Origin of the sequence: Actinopolymorpha cephalotaxi, assembly GCF_013408535.1 — a bacterium.
In the GTDB taxonomy this organism is placed as follows: Bacteria; Actinomycetota; Actinomycetes; order Propionibacteriales; family Actinopolymorphaceae; genus Actinopolymorpha; species Actinopolymorpha cephalotaxi.
The window spans coordinates 4,034,590-4,049,174 of record NZ_JACBZA010000001.1 but is presented as its reverse complement, the minus strand read 5'-3'; the positions used below and the strand labels follow the sequence as shown (position 1 = coordinate 4,049,174).

The following is a 14,585-nucleotide window of genomic DNA, read 5'->3' as shown; positions in this document are numbered from 1 at the left end:
GCCCACCCGTGACGTAAACTCTGACGTCGGTCTCTCCCTGCCCTGCGGCTGGTCGATTGTGCGTGGGCGGGCACAGACGCGGGTGGGCAGTGACCAGGACATACGCTGACCAGGACATACGCCCGCGACGTTCACACAAGCCAGGCGAAGTGCGGAGGACATGCCGAAAAAGGAAGGTGTCATCGAGATCGAGGGCACGGTTGTCGAGGCGCTCCCCAACGCGATGTTTCGCGTGGAGCTCCAGAACGGCCACAAGGTCCTCGCGCACATCAGCGGCAAGATGCGGCAGCACTACATCCGGATCCTCCCCGAGGACCGCGTGGTGGTGGAGCTCTCACCCTACGACCTGACTCGTGGACGGATCGTCTACCGCTACCGCTAGCAACAGCGGGGGTGCCGCCCCCGTGGAGCCGACATTCCCGTACGCGGGGCCAGCCCGCCGAGTGGACTGATGGGAGCAGCGCTCCCGTCCGGAGAAGAAGTCATGAAGGTCCAGCCCAGCGTCAAGAAGATCTGTGACAAGTGCAAAGTGATCCGGCGGCACGGCCGGGTCATGGTGATCTGCGAGAACCCGCGGCACAAGCAGCGCCAGGGCTGAGCTGAGCCTGGCGCGGTTCGCCAGCGGGTGCGGGTCACCTCACCCAACCCAAGCGTGACCGCTCATCGGTGCATCCGCACCGGTGTCACCCCCGGCGGAGGCCGGGGCCCGGTCGGAACGCCCGAGTCGGAACGGCTCGGCGGTCCAGGGCAGACCGGGACGCGGCACGTGAGCAGACCTCCGCAAACCGAAAGGAACCTGCCCCACATGGCACGACTCGTCGGTGTCGACCTCCCGCGCGACAAGCGCATCGAGGTCGCACTCACCTACATCTTCGGCATCGGTCGCACCCGCGCCCTGGCGACGCTGGACGGTACCGGGGTCAACCCCGACCTCCGCGTCCACCAGCTGGGCGACGAGGAGCTCGTGAAGCTCCGCGACTGGATCGAGGCGAACTACCGGACCGAGGGTGACCTCCGTCGTGAGGTCTCCGCCGACATCCGGCGCAAGATCGAGATCGGTTGTTACGAGGGCGTGCGGCACCGCCGCGGTCTCCCCGTACACGGTCAGCGCACGCGTACCAACGCGCGCACCCGTAAGGGCCCCAAGAAGACCGTCGCCGGGAAGAAGAAGGTCGGCCGGAAGTAGTCCGCCGGCCCCACCCAGCCCGCATCGTCAACCGAAACCGGGACGTCGTTCCCGCCTCGACTTCAGGAGTTTGCCGAGCTCATGCCTCCCAAGAGCAGGACCGCCGGCGCCGCCAAGAAGGTGCGCCGCAAGGAAAAGAAGAACATCGCCTTCGGGCACGCGCACGTGAAGAGCACGTTCAACAACACGATCGTGACCGTCACCGACCCCAACGGTTCGGTGATCGCCTGGGCCAGCGCCGGCACCGTGGGCTTCAAGGGCTCGCGCAAGTCGACGCCGTTCGCCGCGCAGATGGCCGCCGAGGCGGCCGCCCGCCGGGCGATGGAACACGGCATGAAGAAGGTCGACGTCTACGTCCGCGGACCGGGTTCCGGCCGCGAGACCGCGATCCGCTCCCTCACGGCCACCGGCCTCGAGGTGGGCACCATCCAGGACGTCACCCCCGTGCCTCACAACGGATGCCGGCCGCCGAAGCGGCGTCGCGTCTGATCCGGTCTGCGCGTATCACGAAGGAGTAGGACTCAACCATGGCCCGTTACACCGGACCGATGAGCAAGAAGTCGCGCCGACTCGGAACCGACCTCGTCGGCGGCGACAAGGCGTTCGAGCGCCGTCCGTACCCGCCCGGCCAGCACGGCCGCGGCCGCATCAAGGAGAGCGAGTACCTCCTGCAGCTGCGGGAGAAGCAGAAGGCCCGCTTCTCCTACGGCATTCTGGAGAAGCAGTTCAGCCGGTACTACGCGGAGGCCCACCGCCGCGCGGGCAAGACCGGTGACAACCTGCTCCAGCTGCTGGAGTGCCGGCTCGACAACGTGATCTACCGCTCCGGCATCGCCCGGACCCGGCGGCAGGCCCGGCAGCTGGTCGTACACGGCCACTTCCAGGTCAACGGCCAGAAGGTCAACGTGCCGAGTTACCAGGTCAGTGCACACGACGTGATCGACGTGCGAACGAAGTCGCGTGAGTCGACGCCGTTCGTGATCGCCCGCGAAACCCACGGCGAACGACCCGTTCCCGGCTGGCTGGAGGTTCTCCCCGGCAGCCTTCGGGTCCTCGTCCACCAGCTCCCGGTCCGGTCCCAGATCGACATCCCGGTCCAGGAGCAGCTGATCGTCGAGTACTACTCGAAGGTCTGATCCAACCCCCGGGGGCCACGTGCCCCCGGGGCATCACCCATTCGCGACGTCATATGGCGGATGTCGCGGAAAGGAACGAACATGCTCATCGCACAGCGCCCGTCCCTGACCGAGGAAGTCGTCGACGAACACCGTTCGCGGTTCGTCCTCGAGCCCCTCGAGCCCGGCTTCGGCTACACGCTCGGCAACTCCCTGCGGCGCACGCTGCTGTCGTCGATCCCCGGCGCGGCGGTCACCAGCGTCAAGATCGACGGTGTCCTGCACGAGTTCTCCACCATCCCCGGGGTGAAGGAGGACGTGACCGAGGTCGTCCTCAACCTCAAGGAGCTCGTCGTCTCCAGCGAGCACGACGAGCCGGTGACGATGTACCTCCGCAAGCAGGGCCCCGGTGACGTCACCGCGGCCGACATCGCGCCGCCGGCCGGTGTCGAGGTGCACAACCCGCAGCTGCAGATCGCCACGCTGAACAGCAAGGGCAAGCTGGAGATGGAGCTGGTCGTCGAGCGCGGCCGCGGCTACGTCTCCGCCGTTCAGAACAAGCGTGCGGACGCCGAGATCGGCCGGATCCCGGTCGACTCGATCTACTCGCCGGTCCTCAAGGTCACCTACAAGGTGGAGGCGACCCGGGTCGAGCAGCGCACCGACTTCGACCGGCTGATCGTCGACGTCGAGACCAAGCCGAGCATGCGCCCGCGCGACGCGGTGGCCAGCGCCGGCAAGACCCTGGTCGAGCTGTTCGGTCTGGCCCGGGAGCTGAACGTCGACGCGGAGGGCATCGACATCGGCCCGTCGCCGGTGGACGCCCAGCTCGCCGCCGACCTGGCGCTTCCGGTCGAGGACCTCAACCTCACCGTCCGGTCGTACAACTGCCTCAAGCGCGAGGGCATCCACACCGTGGGTGAGCTGATCTCGCGCAGCGAGCAGGACCTGCTGGACATCCGCAACTTCGGCGCCAAGTCCATCGACGAGGTGAAGCAGAAGCTGGTCGGCATGGGCCTGTCCCTCAAGGACAGCGCGCCCGGGTTCGACCCGACGGCGGCGGTCGACTCCTTCGACGAGGAGGAAGAGAGCTACGCCGAGACCGAGCAGTACTGACGTACGACGTACGCACGTACTGCCTGGTCGCAGTGACCCCACCCACCCGCGGGCGAGACCTCCGCGTACTCGCCCGCACTGCCACCGGTACCTGATCCGGCCGGTGCAGGAAGGAGAACCTGTTCGATGCCTACTCCCACCAAGGGCGCCCGTCTGGGCGGCAGCCCTTCGCACGAGCGGCTGATGCTGGCCAACCTCGCGACGGCGCTGTTCAGCCACGGCCGTATCACCACGACGGAGACCAAGGCCCGTCGGCTGCGCCCGTTCGCGGAGCGGCTGGTCACCAAGGCCAAGCGAGGTGACCTGCACGCGCGTCGGCAGGTGCACGCGGTGATCCGCGACAAGCAGGTCGTGCACACGCTGTTCGCCGAGATCGGCCCGGGCTTCGAGAGCCGTCCGGGCGGGTACACCCGCATCACCAAGATCGGCCCGCGCAAGGGCGACAACGCCCCGATGGCCGTGATCGAGCTGGTCGAGAGCGGCCCGCTCACCTCGACGTCGACCGGCGGCGGTAACCGCACCGCCGCGACGACGCCGGCTCCGGCCGCGGCTGCCACCGAGGAAGAGACCACGACCGAGGCGGAGGCCCCGGCGCAGGACACCTCGGCGGAGACCCCGGCGCAGGACTCGGCCGACTCCAGCGGCGCCGAGCAGGCCGGTGAGGGCGACCAGGACGGTAAGTCCTGACGGCCGACCGTCCGCCTACGCACGACGAGCCCGCTGTGCCTCCCACCCCGGAGGCCGGCGGGCTCGCGTGCCTTCCGGGCGAGCGGCGTGATCCTGGGGAGGGTGCAGAGCCGGGGGAGCGGGACGAGCGGGTCGTACGCCTGCGGCTGGACGTGGCCTACGACGGCACCGACTTCGCCGGCTGGGCCGCCCAGCCGGGTCAGCGCACCGTGCAGGGTGAGCTGGAGGAGGCGCTGGTGCGGGTGCTGCGCCTGCCCGGGCCGGCCGCCGTCACCTGCGCGGGCCGTACTGACGCCGGGGTGCACGCCCGCGGCCAGGTGTGTCACCTCGACGTACCCTCCACGTCCTTCGCGGCGGCGTCCGGCCGTTCCACCCGAAGCCCCGAGCGTGCGCTGACCACCCGGCTGCTCGGCGCTCTCCCGCCCGACGTCCGCGTCCGGGACGTGCGGGTGGCGCCACCCGGTTTCGACGCGCGCTTCTCCGCGCTGTGGCGCCGCTACGCCTACCGCGTCTGCGCCGACCCGGCAGCGGAGGACCCGGTGCGCCGGCACGAGGTGCTCCAGCACCACCGCCGGCCGCTGGACCTGGCCGCCATGAACGCCGCCGCCGGCCTGCTGCTCGGCGAGCACGACTTCGCGGCGTTCTGCCGGCGGAGGGAGGGCGCCACCACGATCCGGCGGCTGCTGGAGCTCGGGTGGGACCGCGAGCCGTCCGGGATGCTGGTCTGCCGGGTGGTGGCGGACGCGTTCTGCCACTCGATGGTCCGGGCGCTGGTGGGTGCCCTGCTCCGGGTGGGTGAGGGTGGGCGTCCGGCCGAGTGGCCGGCGCGGGTGCTGTCCGGGCGCGTCCGCGACTCCGGCGTACACGTCGTGCCCGCGCGTGGGCTGACGCTGGAGGAGGTCGGCTACCCGCCGGCCGCAGAACTCGCCGCCAGGGCGGAACAGGCCCGCCGAAGGAGGACACCGGCACCGTGAGCGACCACTACTTCGCCGCCACCCCGGTATCGAAGGCGACGCCCCGGACGGTGACGTTCTCGGCGTACGGACAGACCTACACGCTGGGGTCCTCCAGCGGTGTCTTCTCGGGGGACCGGCTCGACCTCGGGACCTCCGTGCTGTTGCGGGAGGCGCCGGCGCCCCCGCGGCCGGGCACCTTCCTCGACCTCGGCTGCGGCTGGGGGCCGATCGCGAGCGTGCTGGCGAACCAGGTTCCCGGCGCGACCGTGTGGGCGGTGGACGTCAACTCCCGGGCGCTCGACCTCACCCGCGACAACGCCGCCCGGCTGGGCGTGGCCGACCGGGTCCGGGTGGCCGTGCCCGAGGACGTACCCGACGACGTCCGTTTCGACCAGATCTGGTCCAACCCGCCGATCCGGATCGGCAAGCCGGCCCTGCACGAGTTGCTGGAACGCTGGCTGCCCCGGCTCGCCCCCGACGGGGTGGCCTGGCTGGTGGTGGGCCGCAACCTGGGCGCGGACTCGCTGCAGCGGTGGCTGACCGAGCAGGGCTGGCGGTGCGATCGGCACGCCAGCGCCAAGGGTTTCCGCGTGCTCACCGTACGACGTCCCGCCTGACAGCAAAGCCCGCCTGACGGCAACCGGAACGAACCCGGCGAACTCCGGCATCCGCGGAGCCGGGTGGCCCGACGCGAAAACGGGTTCGCTCCCGGCGGGGGCCACCCGTCACACTTGGGTCCCGTGGGACATGTGGATGTGGCCGGGATCAGGTACGAGCTCCCCGACGGCAGGGTGCTGCTGGACGACGTGTCGTTCCGCGTCGGCGAGGGCGCCAAGGTCGCCCTGGTCGGTGCGAACGGCTCGGGCAAGACCACGCTGCTCCGGATCGTCGCCGGTGACCTCGCCCCCCACGACGGCGCGGTGACCCGCGGCGGCGGCCTGGGCGTGATGCGGCAGTTCGTCGGCAGTGTGCGCGACGCCACCACCGTTGCCGAGTTGCTGCTGTCGGTGGCGCCGCCGCGGATCCGCGACGCCGCGGCCGCGGTCGACCGGGCCGAGCTGGCGATGATGGAACACGACGACGAGCGGACCCAGCTGCGGTACGCGCAGGTGCTGTCGGACTGGGCGGACGCCGGCGGGTACGACGCGGAGGTGCTGTGGGACGTCTGCTGCACCGAGGCGATCGGCCTGCCCTTCGACCGGGCGCGCTACCGCGAGGTGCGCACGCTGTCCGGTGGTGAGCAGAAGCGGCTGGTACTGGAGGCGCTGCTCCGCGGACCGGACGAGGTGCTGCTGCTCGACGAGCCGGACAACTACCTCGACGTACCCGCGAAGCGCTGGCTGGAGGAGCGGCTCAGGGAGAGCCAGAAGACCGTGCTGTACGTCTCCCACGACCGCGAGCTGCTGGCCAACACCGCAACCCGGGTGGTGACGGTCGAGCTGGGGGCGGCCGGCAACACCGCGTGGACGCACCCGCAGGGGTACGCGACCTACCACCAGGCACGGCGGGACCGGTTCGCCCGGCTGGAGGAGCTGCGCCGGCGCTGGGACGAGGAGCACCAGAAGCTCAAGGACCTGGTGGCGTTGTACAAACTCAAGGCCACGCTGAACGACGGCGCGGCGGCGGCGTACAAGGCGGCACAGACGCGGCTGCGGAAGTTCGAGGAGAAGGGGCCGCCGCAGGCGGTGCCGCGCGAGCAGAACGTCAAGGTCCGGTTGCGCGGGGGGCGTACCGGCAAACGGGCGGTGGTGTGCACCGACCTGGAGCTCACCGGTCTGATGAAGCCGTTCGACCTGGAGGTGTGGTACGGCGAACGCGTGGCCGTGCTGGGCTCCAACGGCTCGGGCAAGTCACACTTCCTGCGGCTGCTGGCCACCGGCGGCACCCTGCCCGAACGCGAGCACCTGCCGGTCGGCGACGCGGTCATCACCCCCGTTGCGCACAGCGGACGCGCGAAGCTCGGCGCCCGGGTGCGACCGGGCTGGTTCGCGCAGACGCACGAGCATCCCGAACTCGTGGGCCGAACCCTGCTGGAGATCCTGCACCGCGGGGACGAGCACCGTGCGGGAATGCCGCGGGAGGAGGCGGCCCGGGCGCTGGACCGGTACGAACTCGCCGAGGCGAGTGAGCAGACCTTCGACTCGCTGTCGGGCGGCCAGCAGGCACGCCTGCAGATCCTGCTGCTGGAGCTGTCCGGCGCGACGTTGCTGCTGCTGGACGAGCCGACCGACAACCTCGACGTGGCGTCGGCGGACGCGCTGGAGGAGGGGCTGGCGTCGTACGCGGGGACCGTGCTGGCGGTGACGCACGACCGGTGGTTCGCGCGCGGGTACGACCGGTTCCTGGTGTTCGGCGCCGACGGGGAGGTCTACGAGTCCGACGAGCCGGTGTGGGACGAGGGCCGGGTCCGCCGGGCGCGGTGACCCGGCCCGGGCGACACGGGCCCTTCCTCGGACGGGCCCTAGACCGGTTGGACGCTTTCCACCAGCAGGTCGGAGACGCAGAACCCGTCGGGGGAGAAGTCGTTCGTCCAGCCGTCGCGCAACAGCGTGTCGCGCAGGACGTCGGCCGACGCGCGGTAGTCGACCGCGACGGTCGAGGCGAGTGCCACCAGGGTCAGCTGCGGCAGTGTCGTGCGGACGATCGCGGCCAGCCCGTCGGTGACGAACGCGAGCGGAAACAACGCGGAGGCGATCGCGGTGGCCTCGCCGTTGCGGACGACGATCCACTCCTCGTCCGGTGGCTCGTAGGCGGTGAGGTTCAACCCGTACGCGCGTACCAGGGACCGAAAGGCCGATCCGGCGCTCTCTCGTCCCCAGGTGGGCAGCGGTGTCTGCCAGGGCGTGGTGCCTCGCCAGGGGCGGAGCACGGGGTCAAGGTCGATCATCGCAGGCGATGATTCCCCAGGTCGGGACGTGGAAACGAGCCGACGGACGCTTTCCGTCCGACAGCGACAGCCGGTGCTTCGGTACGCCATCGCCACGTGACCTCGCGTGTTCGCCCGATCCGTCCCGTCGGTCACCGCATCGACCTGTTACGTCGTTGCGTCGTCAGCGGCTCATCGGACTCGGCATCGGACTCGGCATCGGACTCGGCATCGGACTCGGTGTCGGGCTCGGCATCTGGCTCGGCATCTGGCTCGGTGTCGGACCGGGCGTACCACCGGCGTCGCCGACGGCACCCGGCAACGCGGCCGGGCTCAGGGTGAGCCGGATGATCCGGTCGTCGTCGGCCACCGGCTGGTTGCGTCCGTCCCGGTTGGACGTGGTGAGCCACACGCTGCCGTCGGGTGCGCGGATCGCCGCCCGCAGCCGGCCGTACTTCCCGACCAGCGCCGCCAGCGGCCGGCCCAGCACACCGGCCGCCGGCCGCCACCGGATGCTCGCCTCGCCCGTGCCCGCGCCGACGATACGGGTGCTGGCGAAGTCGATCGGGCGGCCCAGGTCCACGAGATAGATCCGCTGCCCGCGCAGGCAGGTGATCAGCGCGGCGTGCCCGAGGACGACGATGCCGTTGGTCACGCCCACCTCGGGCCGCCACACGGCGAGTGGGTTGGTCATGCCCGCCATCCGGCCCATGCCCTGCACCTTCGGCCAGCCGTAGTTGCGGCCCGGCTGGATGAGGTTGAGCTCGTCCCACATCGCCTCGCCGATCTCGGCGACGTACATCCGGCCGCTCGCGTCCCAGGCCATCCCCTCGGGGTTGCGGTGGCCGTAGGACCAGACCAGCGAGCCGGGGAACGGGTTGCCGGGCGGGGGCCTGCCGGCGGTGGTCATCCGCAGGATCTTCCCGCCGAGGTTGGCAACGTTCTGGGACGCGCCCGCCCGGGAGGCGTCGCCGGTACTGGCGTACAGATATCCGTCCGGGCCGAACGCCAGCCGGCCGCCGTTGTGGACGCCGGCCAGCGGGATGCCGGTGACGATCGCCTCCGGTTCGGGCCGGGGGCCGACGAGGCGCAGCCGGGCGATCCGGTTGTCCAGCTTCGTCGTGTAGTAGATGAACACCGTCCTGTCCCGGGCGAAGCGGGGGGACGCCGCGATGCCGAGCAGGCCGCCCTCGTTGTTGGCGTACACGCCCTCGATCGAGGTCAGCGGGCGGACGGTCAACTCACCGCTCGCGGCGCGCCCCGGTCCGACCCTGAGGATGCGGCGCTTGGCGCGTTCGGTGACCAGGGCGCTGCCGTCGGGCAGAAACGTGACTCCCCACGGAATGTCCAGCTGGGTGACGAGTGTCCGCTGGGACGCGATCAGGCTGTCGCCCCGCCCCACGTTTCGGGGAGCGCGCAGATACGCGAAGCTTGTCGGCTTCGGGCCGTTGAGCACGGTGGGGGTCGGCGAGGGCGCGGGAGAGGGTGCCGCGACCGGCAGCACCGCGCATGCGGTGACCAGGCCGGCCGGCACGACCAGGCCGGCGACCGCTCGGGTCGCGGTCGTCACAGGTGTCCCGGCGCGGCGACGACGAGCGGGGAGCACCGCCTCAGCCTAGTTGCCGAAGGTACGCGGACGGCGACCGTTCGTGTGCGCCCGGAGTGCGTACGGATCCGGGCGAGCGGGGTATCCTGCTCGCCGGAGCCGAGCCCGGGCGGCGGCCGGGGTCGTTCCCGAGCCCACTCTCGGGGCAGAACCGGACCCATTTTGACCAGTCCGCCGAGCCCCGAGTATTCTGGGCGGTCGTTGCGCCTGCTGGCTGCTGCCATGTGCGAGCGCACTCTCCGTTCCGGAGAAGTTCGACACCAGACCAGCCGTGTCGCCATGGCACGGCTCACCCCGACGATCAGCGAAGGTCGACGACTGTGCGCACCTACAGCCCCAAGCCCGGCGACGTCCCACGCGAGTGGCACGTCATCGACGCCTCCGACGTCGTCCTCGGCCGGCTCGCGAGCCAGGCGGCGACGCTGTTGCGCGGCAAGCACAAGCCGACCTTCGCGCCGCACGTGGACACCGGCGACTTCGTCGTCATCGTCAACGCGGAGAAGGTCGCGCTGTCCGGCAACAAGCGTGAGACCAAGTTCGCCTACCGGCACTCCGGTTACCCGGGCGGGCTCTCCGCGGTTCCTTATGGCGAACTGCTGGAGAAGGACCCCCGTAAGGCGATCGAGCGGGCGGTGTGGGGAATGCTTCCCAAGAACCGCCTGAGCCGGAAGCTGCTGAAGAAGCTCAAGGTCTACGCGGGCCCCAACCACCCGCACCAGGCCCAGCAGCCGCAGACCTACGCCATCACCCAGATCACCCAGATTTCGCAGTAACCGACTGCGCCGAAGTGAGGAATCCCGTGGCTGAGTCCACCACCACTGTCGAGGCCGAGGGCGCGACCGTCGAGGGCGCCGCCGGCCAGACCGAGGGCGACGCGACCGTCGCCTACAGCTCCGAGAGCGCACCCGAGGCCGCCTCGGCCGCGCCTCGCCCGGCTGCCATCGGCCCGGCCGCCGCGACCGGTCGTCGCAAGGAAGCCGTGGCGCGGGTGCGGGTCTTCCCCGGCAGTGGCCAGTGGCGGATCAACGGCAAGACGCTGGACCAGTACTTCCCCAACAAGGTCCACCAGCAGCACGTCAACGAGCCGTTCGTCCTGCTCGACCTGGACGGCCAGTACGACGTGATCGCCCGCATCGACGGCGGTGGGTTCACCGGCCAGGCCGGTGCGCTGCGGCTCGGCATCTCCCGGGCGCTGAACGAGGTCGACGCCGAGGCCAACCGCCCGCCGCTGAAGCGGGCCGGCATGCTGACGCGTGACCCGCGGGCCAAGGAGCGTCGCAAGGCCGGGCTGAAGAAGGCCCGCAAGGCTCCCCAGTACTCCAAGCGGTAAGTCCTCACCGTGGGCCGGCTGTTCGGCACCGACGGAGTGCGGGGGCTCGCCAACGGCGAGCTCACCGCCGAACTCGCTCTCGACCTGTCGGTCGCCGCGGCGCATGTGCTCGGCGAGGTCGGTGCGTTCGAGGGACACCGGCCTCGAGCAGTGGTCGGGCGTGATCCGCGTGCCTCCGGGGAGTTCCTGGAGGCCGCGGTCGTGGCCGGCCTGGCGGGCGCGGGCATCGATGTCGTACGTCTCGGCGTCGTCCCCACGCCCGCGGTCGCTCACCTGACCGACGCCATGGGCGTCGACGTCGGCGTGATGCTGTCCGCGTCGCACAACCCGATGCCGGACAACGGCGTGAAGTTCTTCTCCAAGGGCGGGCACAAACTCGACGACGCCCTCGAGGACCTCATCGAGGCCCGCCTGCGGGAGCCGTGGCAGCGGCCCACCGGCGCGGGCGTGGGCCGGGTCACCGACGACCGGGACGGGTTCGACGCTTACGTCGCCCACCTGGTGCGGTCGGTGCCCAACCGGTTCGACGGACTCCGGGTGGTGGTCGACTGCGCCAACGGGGCCGCCTACCGCACCGCTCCGGAGACTCTGGGCCGGCTCGGCGCGACGGTGATTCCCATCCACGCCGAGCCCGACGGCCTGAACATCAACGACGGATGCGGATCCACCCATCCGGAGTCGCTGATCGCCGCGGTCGCCGCACACGGCGCCGACGCCGGCATCGCCCACGACGGTGACGCCGACCGGTGCCTGGCGGTCGACCGGTTCGGCAACGTCGTCGACGGCGACCAGATCCTGGCGATCCTCGCCCTCGGCCTGCGCGACGCGGGCCGGCTCGCCTCCGGCACCGTGGTCGCCACGGTGTTGAGCAACCTCGGGTTCTCGCTGGCGATGCAGCGTGAGGGCATCGCGGTGGAGCAGACCAAGGTCGGCGACCGGTACGTCCTGGAAGCCATGAAGGCCGGCAAGTTCAACCTCGGCGGCGAGCAGTCAGGGCACGTCGTCCTGCTCGACCACGCCACCACCGGCGACGGTGTGCTGGCCGCGGCGCACCTGCTGGCGCGGATGTCGTCCACCGGCCGTCCGCTGGACGAGCTGGCCGCGGTGATGACCCGGCTTCCGCAGGTGATGGTCAACGTCCGCGGCGTCGACCGCACCAGGGCCGACGCCGATCCCGACGTGGCGGCCGCGGTGACCGCGGCGACCGCCGAGCTGGGGGAGACCGGCCGGGTCGTACTCCGGCCTTCGGGCACCGAGCCCGTGGTGCGGGTGATGGTCGAGGCGCCGACGTTCGACCACGCGCAGCAGGTGGCGGACGACCTCGCCCGAACCGTCCAGCGCGCGCTGGCGCTGTAACCCCGCGGAAGCACCACGCTCGACGGCCCGCAAGCGCTGAACGGCGTGGTCGTGGTCGAGCTGTGATGCGCTGACAAAACGCCGTTGCGGGGTGGGAGTGCTCGTGGCAGGCTCCCCGCGTGCGCGAAGACAACGACGTCCGGCAGCAGCCGACCCCCGACGTGGCCCCGCGGCCAGGCAACGAACCCGGGGCGAAGGTCGCCCCGAAGGTGACGATCTCCACCGTCGACCCTGCCGACGAGGCCGCGCTCGCGCGCTGGCACGCGGCGTTCCACACCGGCCTGGTGGCAGGCCTGCCGGACCCGCCCGCCTGGACCCTCCAGGAGGTCCTGGTCCTCTACCGCGCGCCCGACTCCAGCATGCGCAGGGAGGCGTTCGTCGCCGTCGACGACAGTGGCGAGGTCGTCGGTGCGGGCGAACTGACGTTCCCGTTGCGGGAGAACCCACGGCTGGCGATCTGCGAGATCGGCGTACCGCCGGAGCACCGGCGGCGAGGCGTGGGCAGCGCGCTGTACGGCCACGTGGTCGAGCGGGGGCACGCCGAGGGTCGCACCAGCCTGCTGACCGAGGTCAACGTCCCCGACGGCACGCCGCAGGAGGAGTGGCCGGGGGTGGCGTTCGCCCAGAAGGCCGGCTTCACCCTGCGCAACACCGAACTGCGGCGTCAGTTGCGACTGCCGGTCGAGCCGGTGCACCTGCGTACTCTCGCCGGCAAGGCCGCCCAGCGCGCGTCGGACTACCGCCTGGTGTCCTGGTCGGGTCCGTGTCCCGCGGAGTACGCCGAGCAGTACGCCGAGCTGAAGGGCCGGCTCTCGGCCGACGCACCGCTCGGTGACATGGACTACGAGCAGGAGGTCTGGGACGTCGCCCGGCTGCGGGAGACCGAGGACCGCGCGGTGGCACAGGGCCGGACGCTGCACACCACCGTCGCCGTCGCGCCGGACGGAACCCTCGCCGGCCACACCCAGCTCGCCGTACCCCGGCACGAGCCCGGACGCGCCTACCAGTGGGACACCCTGGTGCACGCCGCGCACCGCGGCCACCGGCTCGGCCTCGCGCTGAAGGTCGCCAACACCCAGGCGCTGTCCCAGGCACACCCGGAGGTGGCCCGCATCGACACCTGGAACGCCGTCCAGAACGGCCCGATGGTGGCGGTGAACGTCGAGCTCGGCTACCGGATCATGGACTACTGCCAGGAGTGGCAGCGCGACCTCCAGCCCCTGTAGCCCCTCGCGTCGTAGCCCCTAACGTCGTAGCCCCTCGCGTCGCGGCGGACGGGCCGCTCGCCTCGGCTGCTCAGATCTTGCGGAGCCGCACCCGGGTCACCGAGTGGTCGGCGCCCTTGTGCAGCACCAGCCTGGCCCGTCCCCTGGTGGGCTGGACGTTTCGCTCGAGGTTGGGCCCGTTGATGGTGTCCCACAACCGGCAGGCGCGCTCGACCGCCTCGGCGTGGCTGAGGTCGGCGTACCTGCGGAAGTACGACTCCTCCTCCCGGAACGCCGTCTCCCGCAGGGCCAGGAACCGCTTGACGTACCACTCCCGCACGTCGACGGGCGAGGCGTCGAGGTAGATCGAGAAGTCGAAGAAGTCGCTGACCGCGAGGCCGCGCCGGCCGTCCTCGTGCGCCCGCGCCGGCTGCAGGACGTTCAGGCCCTCGATGAGCAGGATGTCCGGTGCGTGCACCTCGAGGCGCTTGTCCGGAACGATGTCGTACTTCAGGTGGGAGTAGACCGGCGCGGTGACCACCGGGACGCCGGACTTCACCGCCACCACGAACCGCAGCAGCGCCCGCTGGTCGTAGGACTCGGGGAAGCCCTTGCGCTGCAGCAGGCCCCGGCGTTCCAGTTCGGCGTTCGGGAGCAGGAAGCCGTCCGTGGTGACCAGCGACACCCGCGGGTGGTCCGGCCAGCGGGCGAGCAGCTCGCGCAGCAGCCGGGCCACCGTGCTCTTGCCCACGGCGACCGAGCCGGCGATGCCGATGACGAACGGCGTACGCCCGGCCGCCGGGGCGGCACCACCGTTCGTGCCGGTTCCGCCGTTCACATCCGGCTCGCCCGGCTTGCCCGGATGTGGCGGCTCGCTGGTCAGGAACGTCTGGGTGGCCTGGTGCAGCGCACTCGTGGCCCGGACGTAGAGGTTGAGCAGCCGGGTGAGCGGGAGGTAGACCTCGCGGACCTCGGTCAGGTCGATCTCGTCGCTCAGGCCGCGCAGGCGTTCGACGTCCTCGGCGGTGAGGGGGAGCGGGGTGGAGGCGGCCAGCCGGGACCAGGCGGCCCGGTCGAGTTCGACGTACGGCGTGGTCGTGCCGTTCACGAGGCGGGCCTCCCGGATGCGCTGCATGTCCCCGATTCTTCCCTGACCTCCGTT

The 14,585-nt window shown here is 71.1% G+C and carries 17 protein-coding genes; 14 read left to right on the top strand and 3 right to left on the bottom strand.

The genetic code is table 11. The features are described from left to right. The first annotated feature begins 160 nt into the window (after positions 1-160). The 10 genes from infA (at position 161) to FHR37_RS17760 (ending at position 7,483) form a co-directional block, all read left to right on the top strand. Positions 161-382, top strand: coding sequence for a translation initiation factor IF-1 (gene infA / locus FHR37_RS17805; protein WP_092653844.1), 222 nt, complete (start codon positions 161-163; stop codon positions 380-382). A gap of 102 nt (positions 383-484) precedes the next feature. Continuing rightward, on the top strand, positions 485-598 hold the full coding sequence (gene rpmJ / locus FHR37_RS17800; RefSeq protein ID WP_020575560.1) for a 50S ribosomal protein L36: 114 nt from the start codon (positions 485-487) through the stop codon (positions 596-598). A gap of 207 nt (positions 599-805) precedes the next feature. Then, positions 806-1,186 carry a 30S ribosomal protein S13 gene (gene rpsM, locus FHR37_RS17795; RefSeq protein ID WP_092884125.1) on the top strand — a complete coding sequence of 127 codons (381 nt, stop codon included), beginning with the start codon at positions 806-808 and terminating at the stop codon, positions 1,184-1,186. Positions 1,187-1,267: 81 nt separating this feature from the next. Continuing rightward, positions 1,268-1,675 (top strand): 30S ribosomal protein S11, encoded by a 408-nt coding sequence (gene rpsK, locus FHR37_RS17790; RefSeq protein ID WP_092884124.1) that lies wholly within the window; start codon positions 1,268-1,270, stop codon positions 1,673-1,675. Between the two features lie 38 nt (positions 1,676-1,713). Then, complete coding sequence (gene rpsD / locus FHR37_RS17785; RefSeq protein WP_092884123.1) at positions 1,714-2,322, top strand: 30S ribosomal protein S4; 609 nt, start codon at positions 1,714-1,716, stop codon at positions 2,320-2,322. 81 nt (positions 2,323-2,403) lie between these two features. Continuing rightward, entirely contained in the window at positions 2,404-3,417 is a 1,014-nt protein-coding gene (locus tag FHR37_RS17780) for a DNA-directed RNA polymerase subunit alpha (RefSeq protein WP_092884122.1), read from the top strand. 126 nt (positions 3,418-3,543) lie between these two features. Continuing rightward, positions 3,544-4,104 carry a 50S ribosomal protein L17 gene (gene rplQ / locus FHR37_RS17775; protein WP_092884121.1) on the top strand — a complete coding sequence of 187 codons (561 nt, stop codon included), beginning with the start codon at positions 3,544-3,546 and terminating at the stop codon, positions 4,102-4,104. Positions 4,105-4,139: 35 nt separating this feature from the next. Continuing rightward, on the top strand, positions 4,140-5,078 hold the full coding sequence (gene truA, locus FHR37_RS17770; RefSeq protein WP_092884120.1) for a tRNA pseudouridine(38-40) synthase TruA: 939 nt from the start codon (positions 4,140-4,142) through the stop codon (positions 5,076-5,078). Next, complete coding sequence (locus tag FHR37_RS17765) at positions 5,075-5,677, top strand: class I SAM-dependent methyltransferase (RefSeq protein WP_092884119.1); 603 nt, start codon at positions 5,075-5,077, stop codon at positions 5,675-5,677. The genes truA and FHR37_RS17765 overlap by 4 nt, the downstream gene beginning before the upstream one ends. 123 nt (positions 5,678-5,800) lie before the next feature. Next, complete coding sequence (locus tag FHR37_RS17760) at positions 5,801-7,483, top strand: ABC-F family ATP-binding cassette domain-containing protein (RefSeq protein ID WP_092884118.1); 1,683 nt, start codon at positions 5,801-5,803, stop codon at positions 7,481-7,483. 38 nt (positions 7,484-7,521) lie between these two features. On the opposite strand, the gene FHR37_RS17755 is transcribed toward FHR37_RS17760, so the two are convergent. Continuing rightward, complete coding sequence (locus FHR37_RS17755; protein ID WP_092884117.1) at positions 7,522-7,947, bottom strand: hypothetical protein; 426 nt, start codon at positions 7,945-7,947, stop codon at positions 7,522-7,524. 163 nt (positions 7,948-8,110) lie between these two features. Further along, positions 8,111-9,496 carry a PQQ-dependent sugar dehydrogenase gene (locus FHR37_RS17750; protein ID WP_092884116.1) on the bottom strand — a complete coding sequence of 462 codons (1,386 nt, stop codon included), beginning with the start codon at positions 9,494-9,496 and terminating at the stop codon, positions 8,111-8,113. A gap of 356 nt (positions 9,497-9,852) precedes the next feature. Between FHR37_RS17750 and rplM the strand changes: the two genes are divergently transcribed. From rplM to FHR37_RS17730, 4 genes are all read left to right on the top strand, one after another. Beyond that, positions 9,853-10,305, top strand: coding sequence for a 50S ribosomal protein L13 (gene rplM, locus FHR37_RS17745; RefSeq protein WP_092884115.1), 453 nt, complete (start codon positions 9,853-9,855; stop codon positions 10,303-10,305). A 26-nt stretch (positions 10,306-10,331) separates the two neighbouring features. Beyond that, a complete protein-coding gene (gene rpsI, locus FHR37_RS17740) occupies positions 10,332-10,862 on the top strand; it encodes a 30S ribosomal protein S9 (protein ID WP_092884114.1) in 531 nt (176 codons plus the stop codon). Between the two features lie 9 nt (positions 10,863-10,871). Then, positions 10,872-12,218, top strand: a complete 1,347-nt coding sequence (glmM, locus tag FHR37_RS17735; RefSeq protein ID WP_092884113.1) for a phosphoglucosamine mutase — start codon at positions 10,872-10,874, stop codon at positions 12,216-12,218. A 119-nt stretch (positions 12,219-12,337) separates the two neighbouring features. After that, the gene (locus FHR37_RS17730; protein ID WP_237768863.1) at positions 12,338-13,444 is read left to right on the top strand and encodes a GNAT family N-acetyltransferase; all 1,107 of its coding nucleotides are present in this window, start codon (positions 12,338-12,340) and stop codon (positions 13,442-13,444) included. 70 nt (positions 13,445-13,514) lie between these two features. On the opposite strand, the gene coaA is transcribed toward FHR37_RS17730, so the two are convergent. Next, positions 13,515-14,558, bottom strand: a complete 1,044-nt coding sequence (gene coaA, locus FHR37_RS17725) for a type I pantothenate kinase (RefSeq protein ID WP_092884112.1) — start codon at positions 14,556-14,558, stop codon at positions 13,515-13,517. Positions 14,559-14,585 lie beyond the last annotated feature (27 nt).

Coding starts and splice junctions, on each gene's coding strand:
- infA (WP_092653844.1), top strand. CDS start 161: ATGCCGAAAAAGGAAGGTGTCATCGAGATCGAGGGCACGGTTGTCGAG.
- rpmJ (WP_020575560.1), top strand. CDS start 485: ATGAAGGTCCAGCCCAGCGTCAAGAAGATCTGTGACAAGTGCAAAGTG.
- rpsM (WP_092884125.1), top strand. CDS start 806: ATGGCACGACTCGTCGGTGTCGACCTCCCGCGCGACAAGCGCATCGAG.
- rpsK (WP_092884124.1), top strand. CDS start 1,268: ATGCCTCCCAAGAGCAGGACCGCCGGCGCCGCCAAGAAGGTGCGCCGC.
- rpsD (WP_092884123.1), top strand. CDS start 1,714: ATGGCCCGTTACACCGGACCGATGAGCAAGAAGTCGCGCCGACTCGGA.
- FHR37_RS17780 (WP_092884122.1), top strand. CDS start 2,404: ATGCTCATCGCACAGCGCCCGTCCCTGACCGAGGAAGTCGTCGACGAA.
- rplQ (WP_092884121.1), top strand. CDS start 3,544: ATGCCTACTCCCACCAAGGGCGCCCGTCTGGGCGGCAGCCCTTCGCAC.
- FHR37_RS17755 (WP_092884117.1), bottom strand. CDS start 7,947: ATGATCGACCTTGACCCCGTGCTCCGCCCCTGGCGAGGCACCACGCCC.
- coaA (WP_092884112.1), bottom strand. CDS start 14,558: ATGCAGCGCATCCGGGAGGCCCGCCTCGTGAACGGCACGACCACGCCG.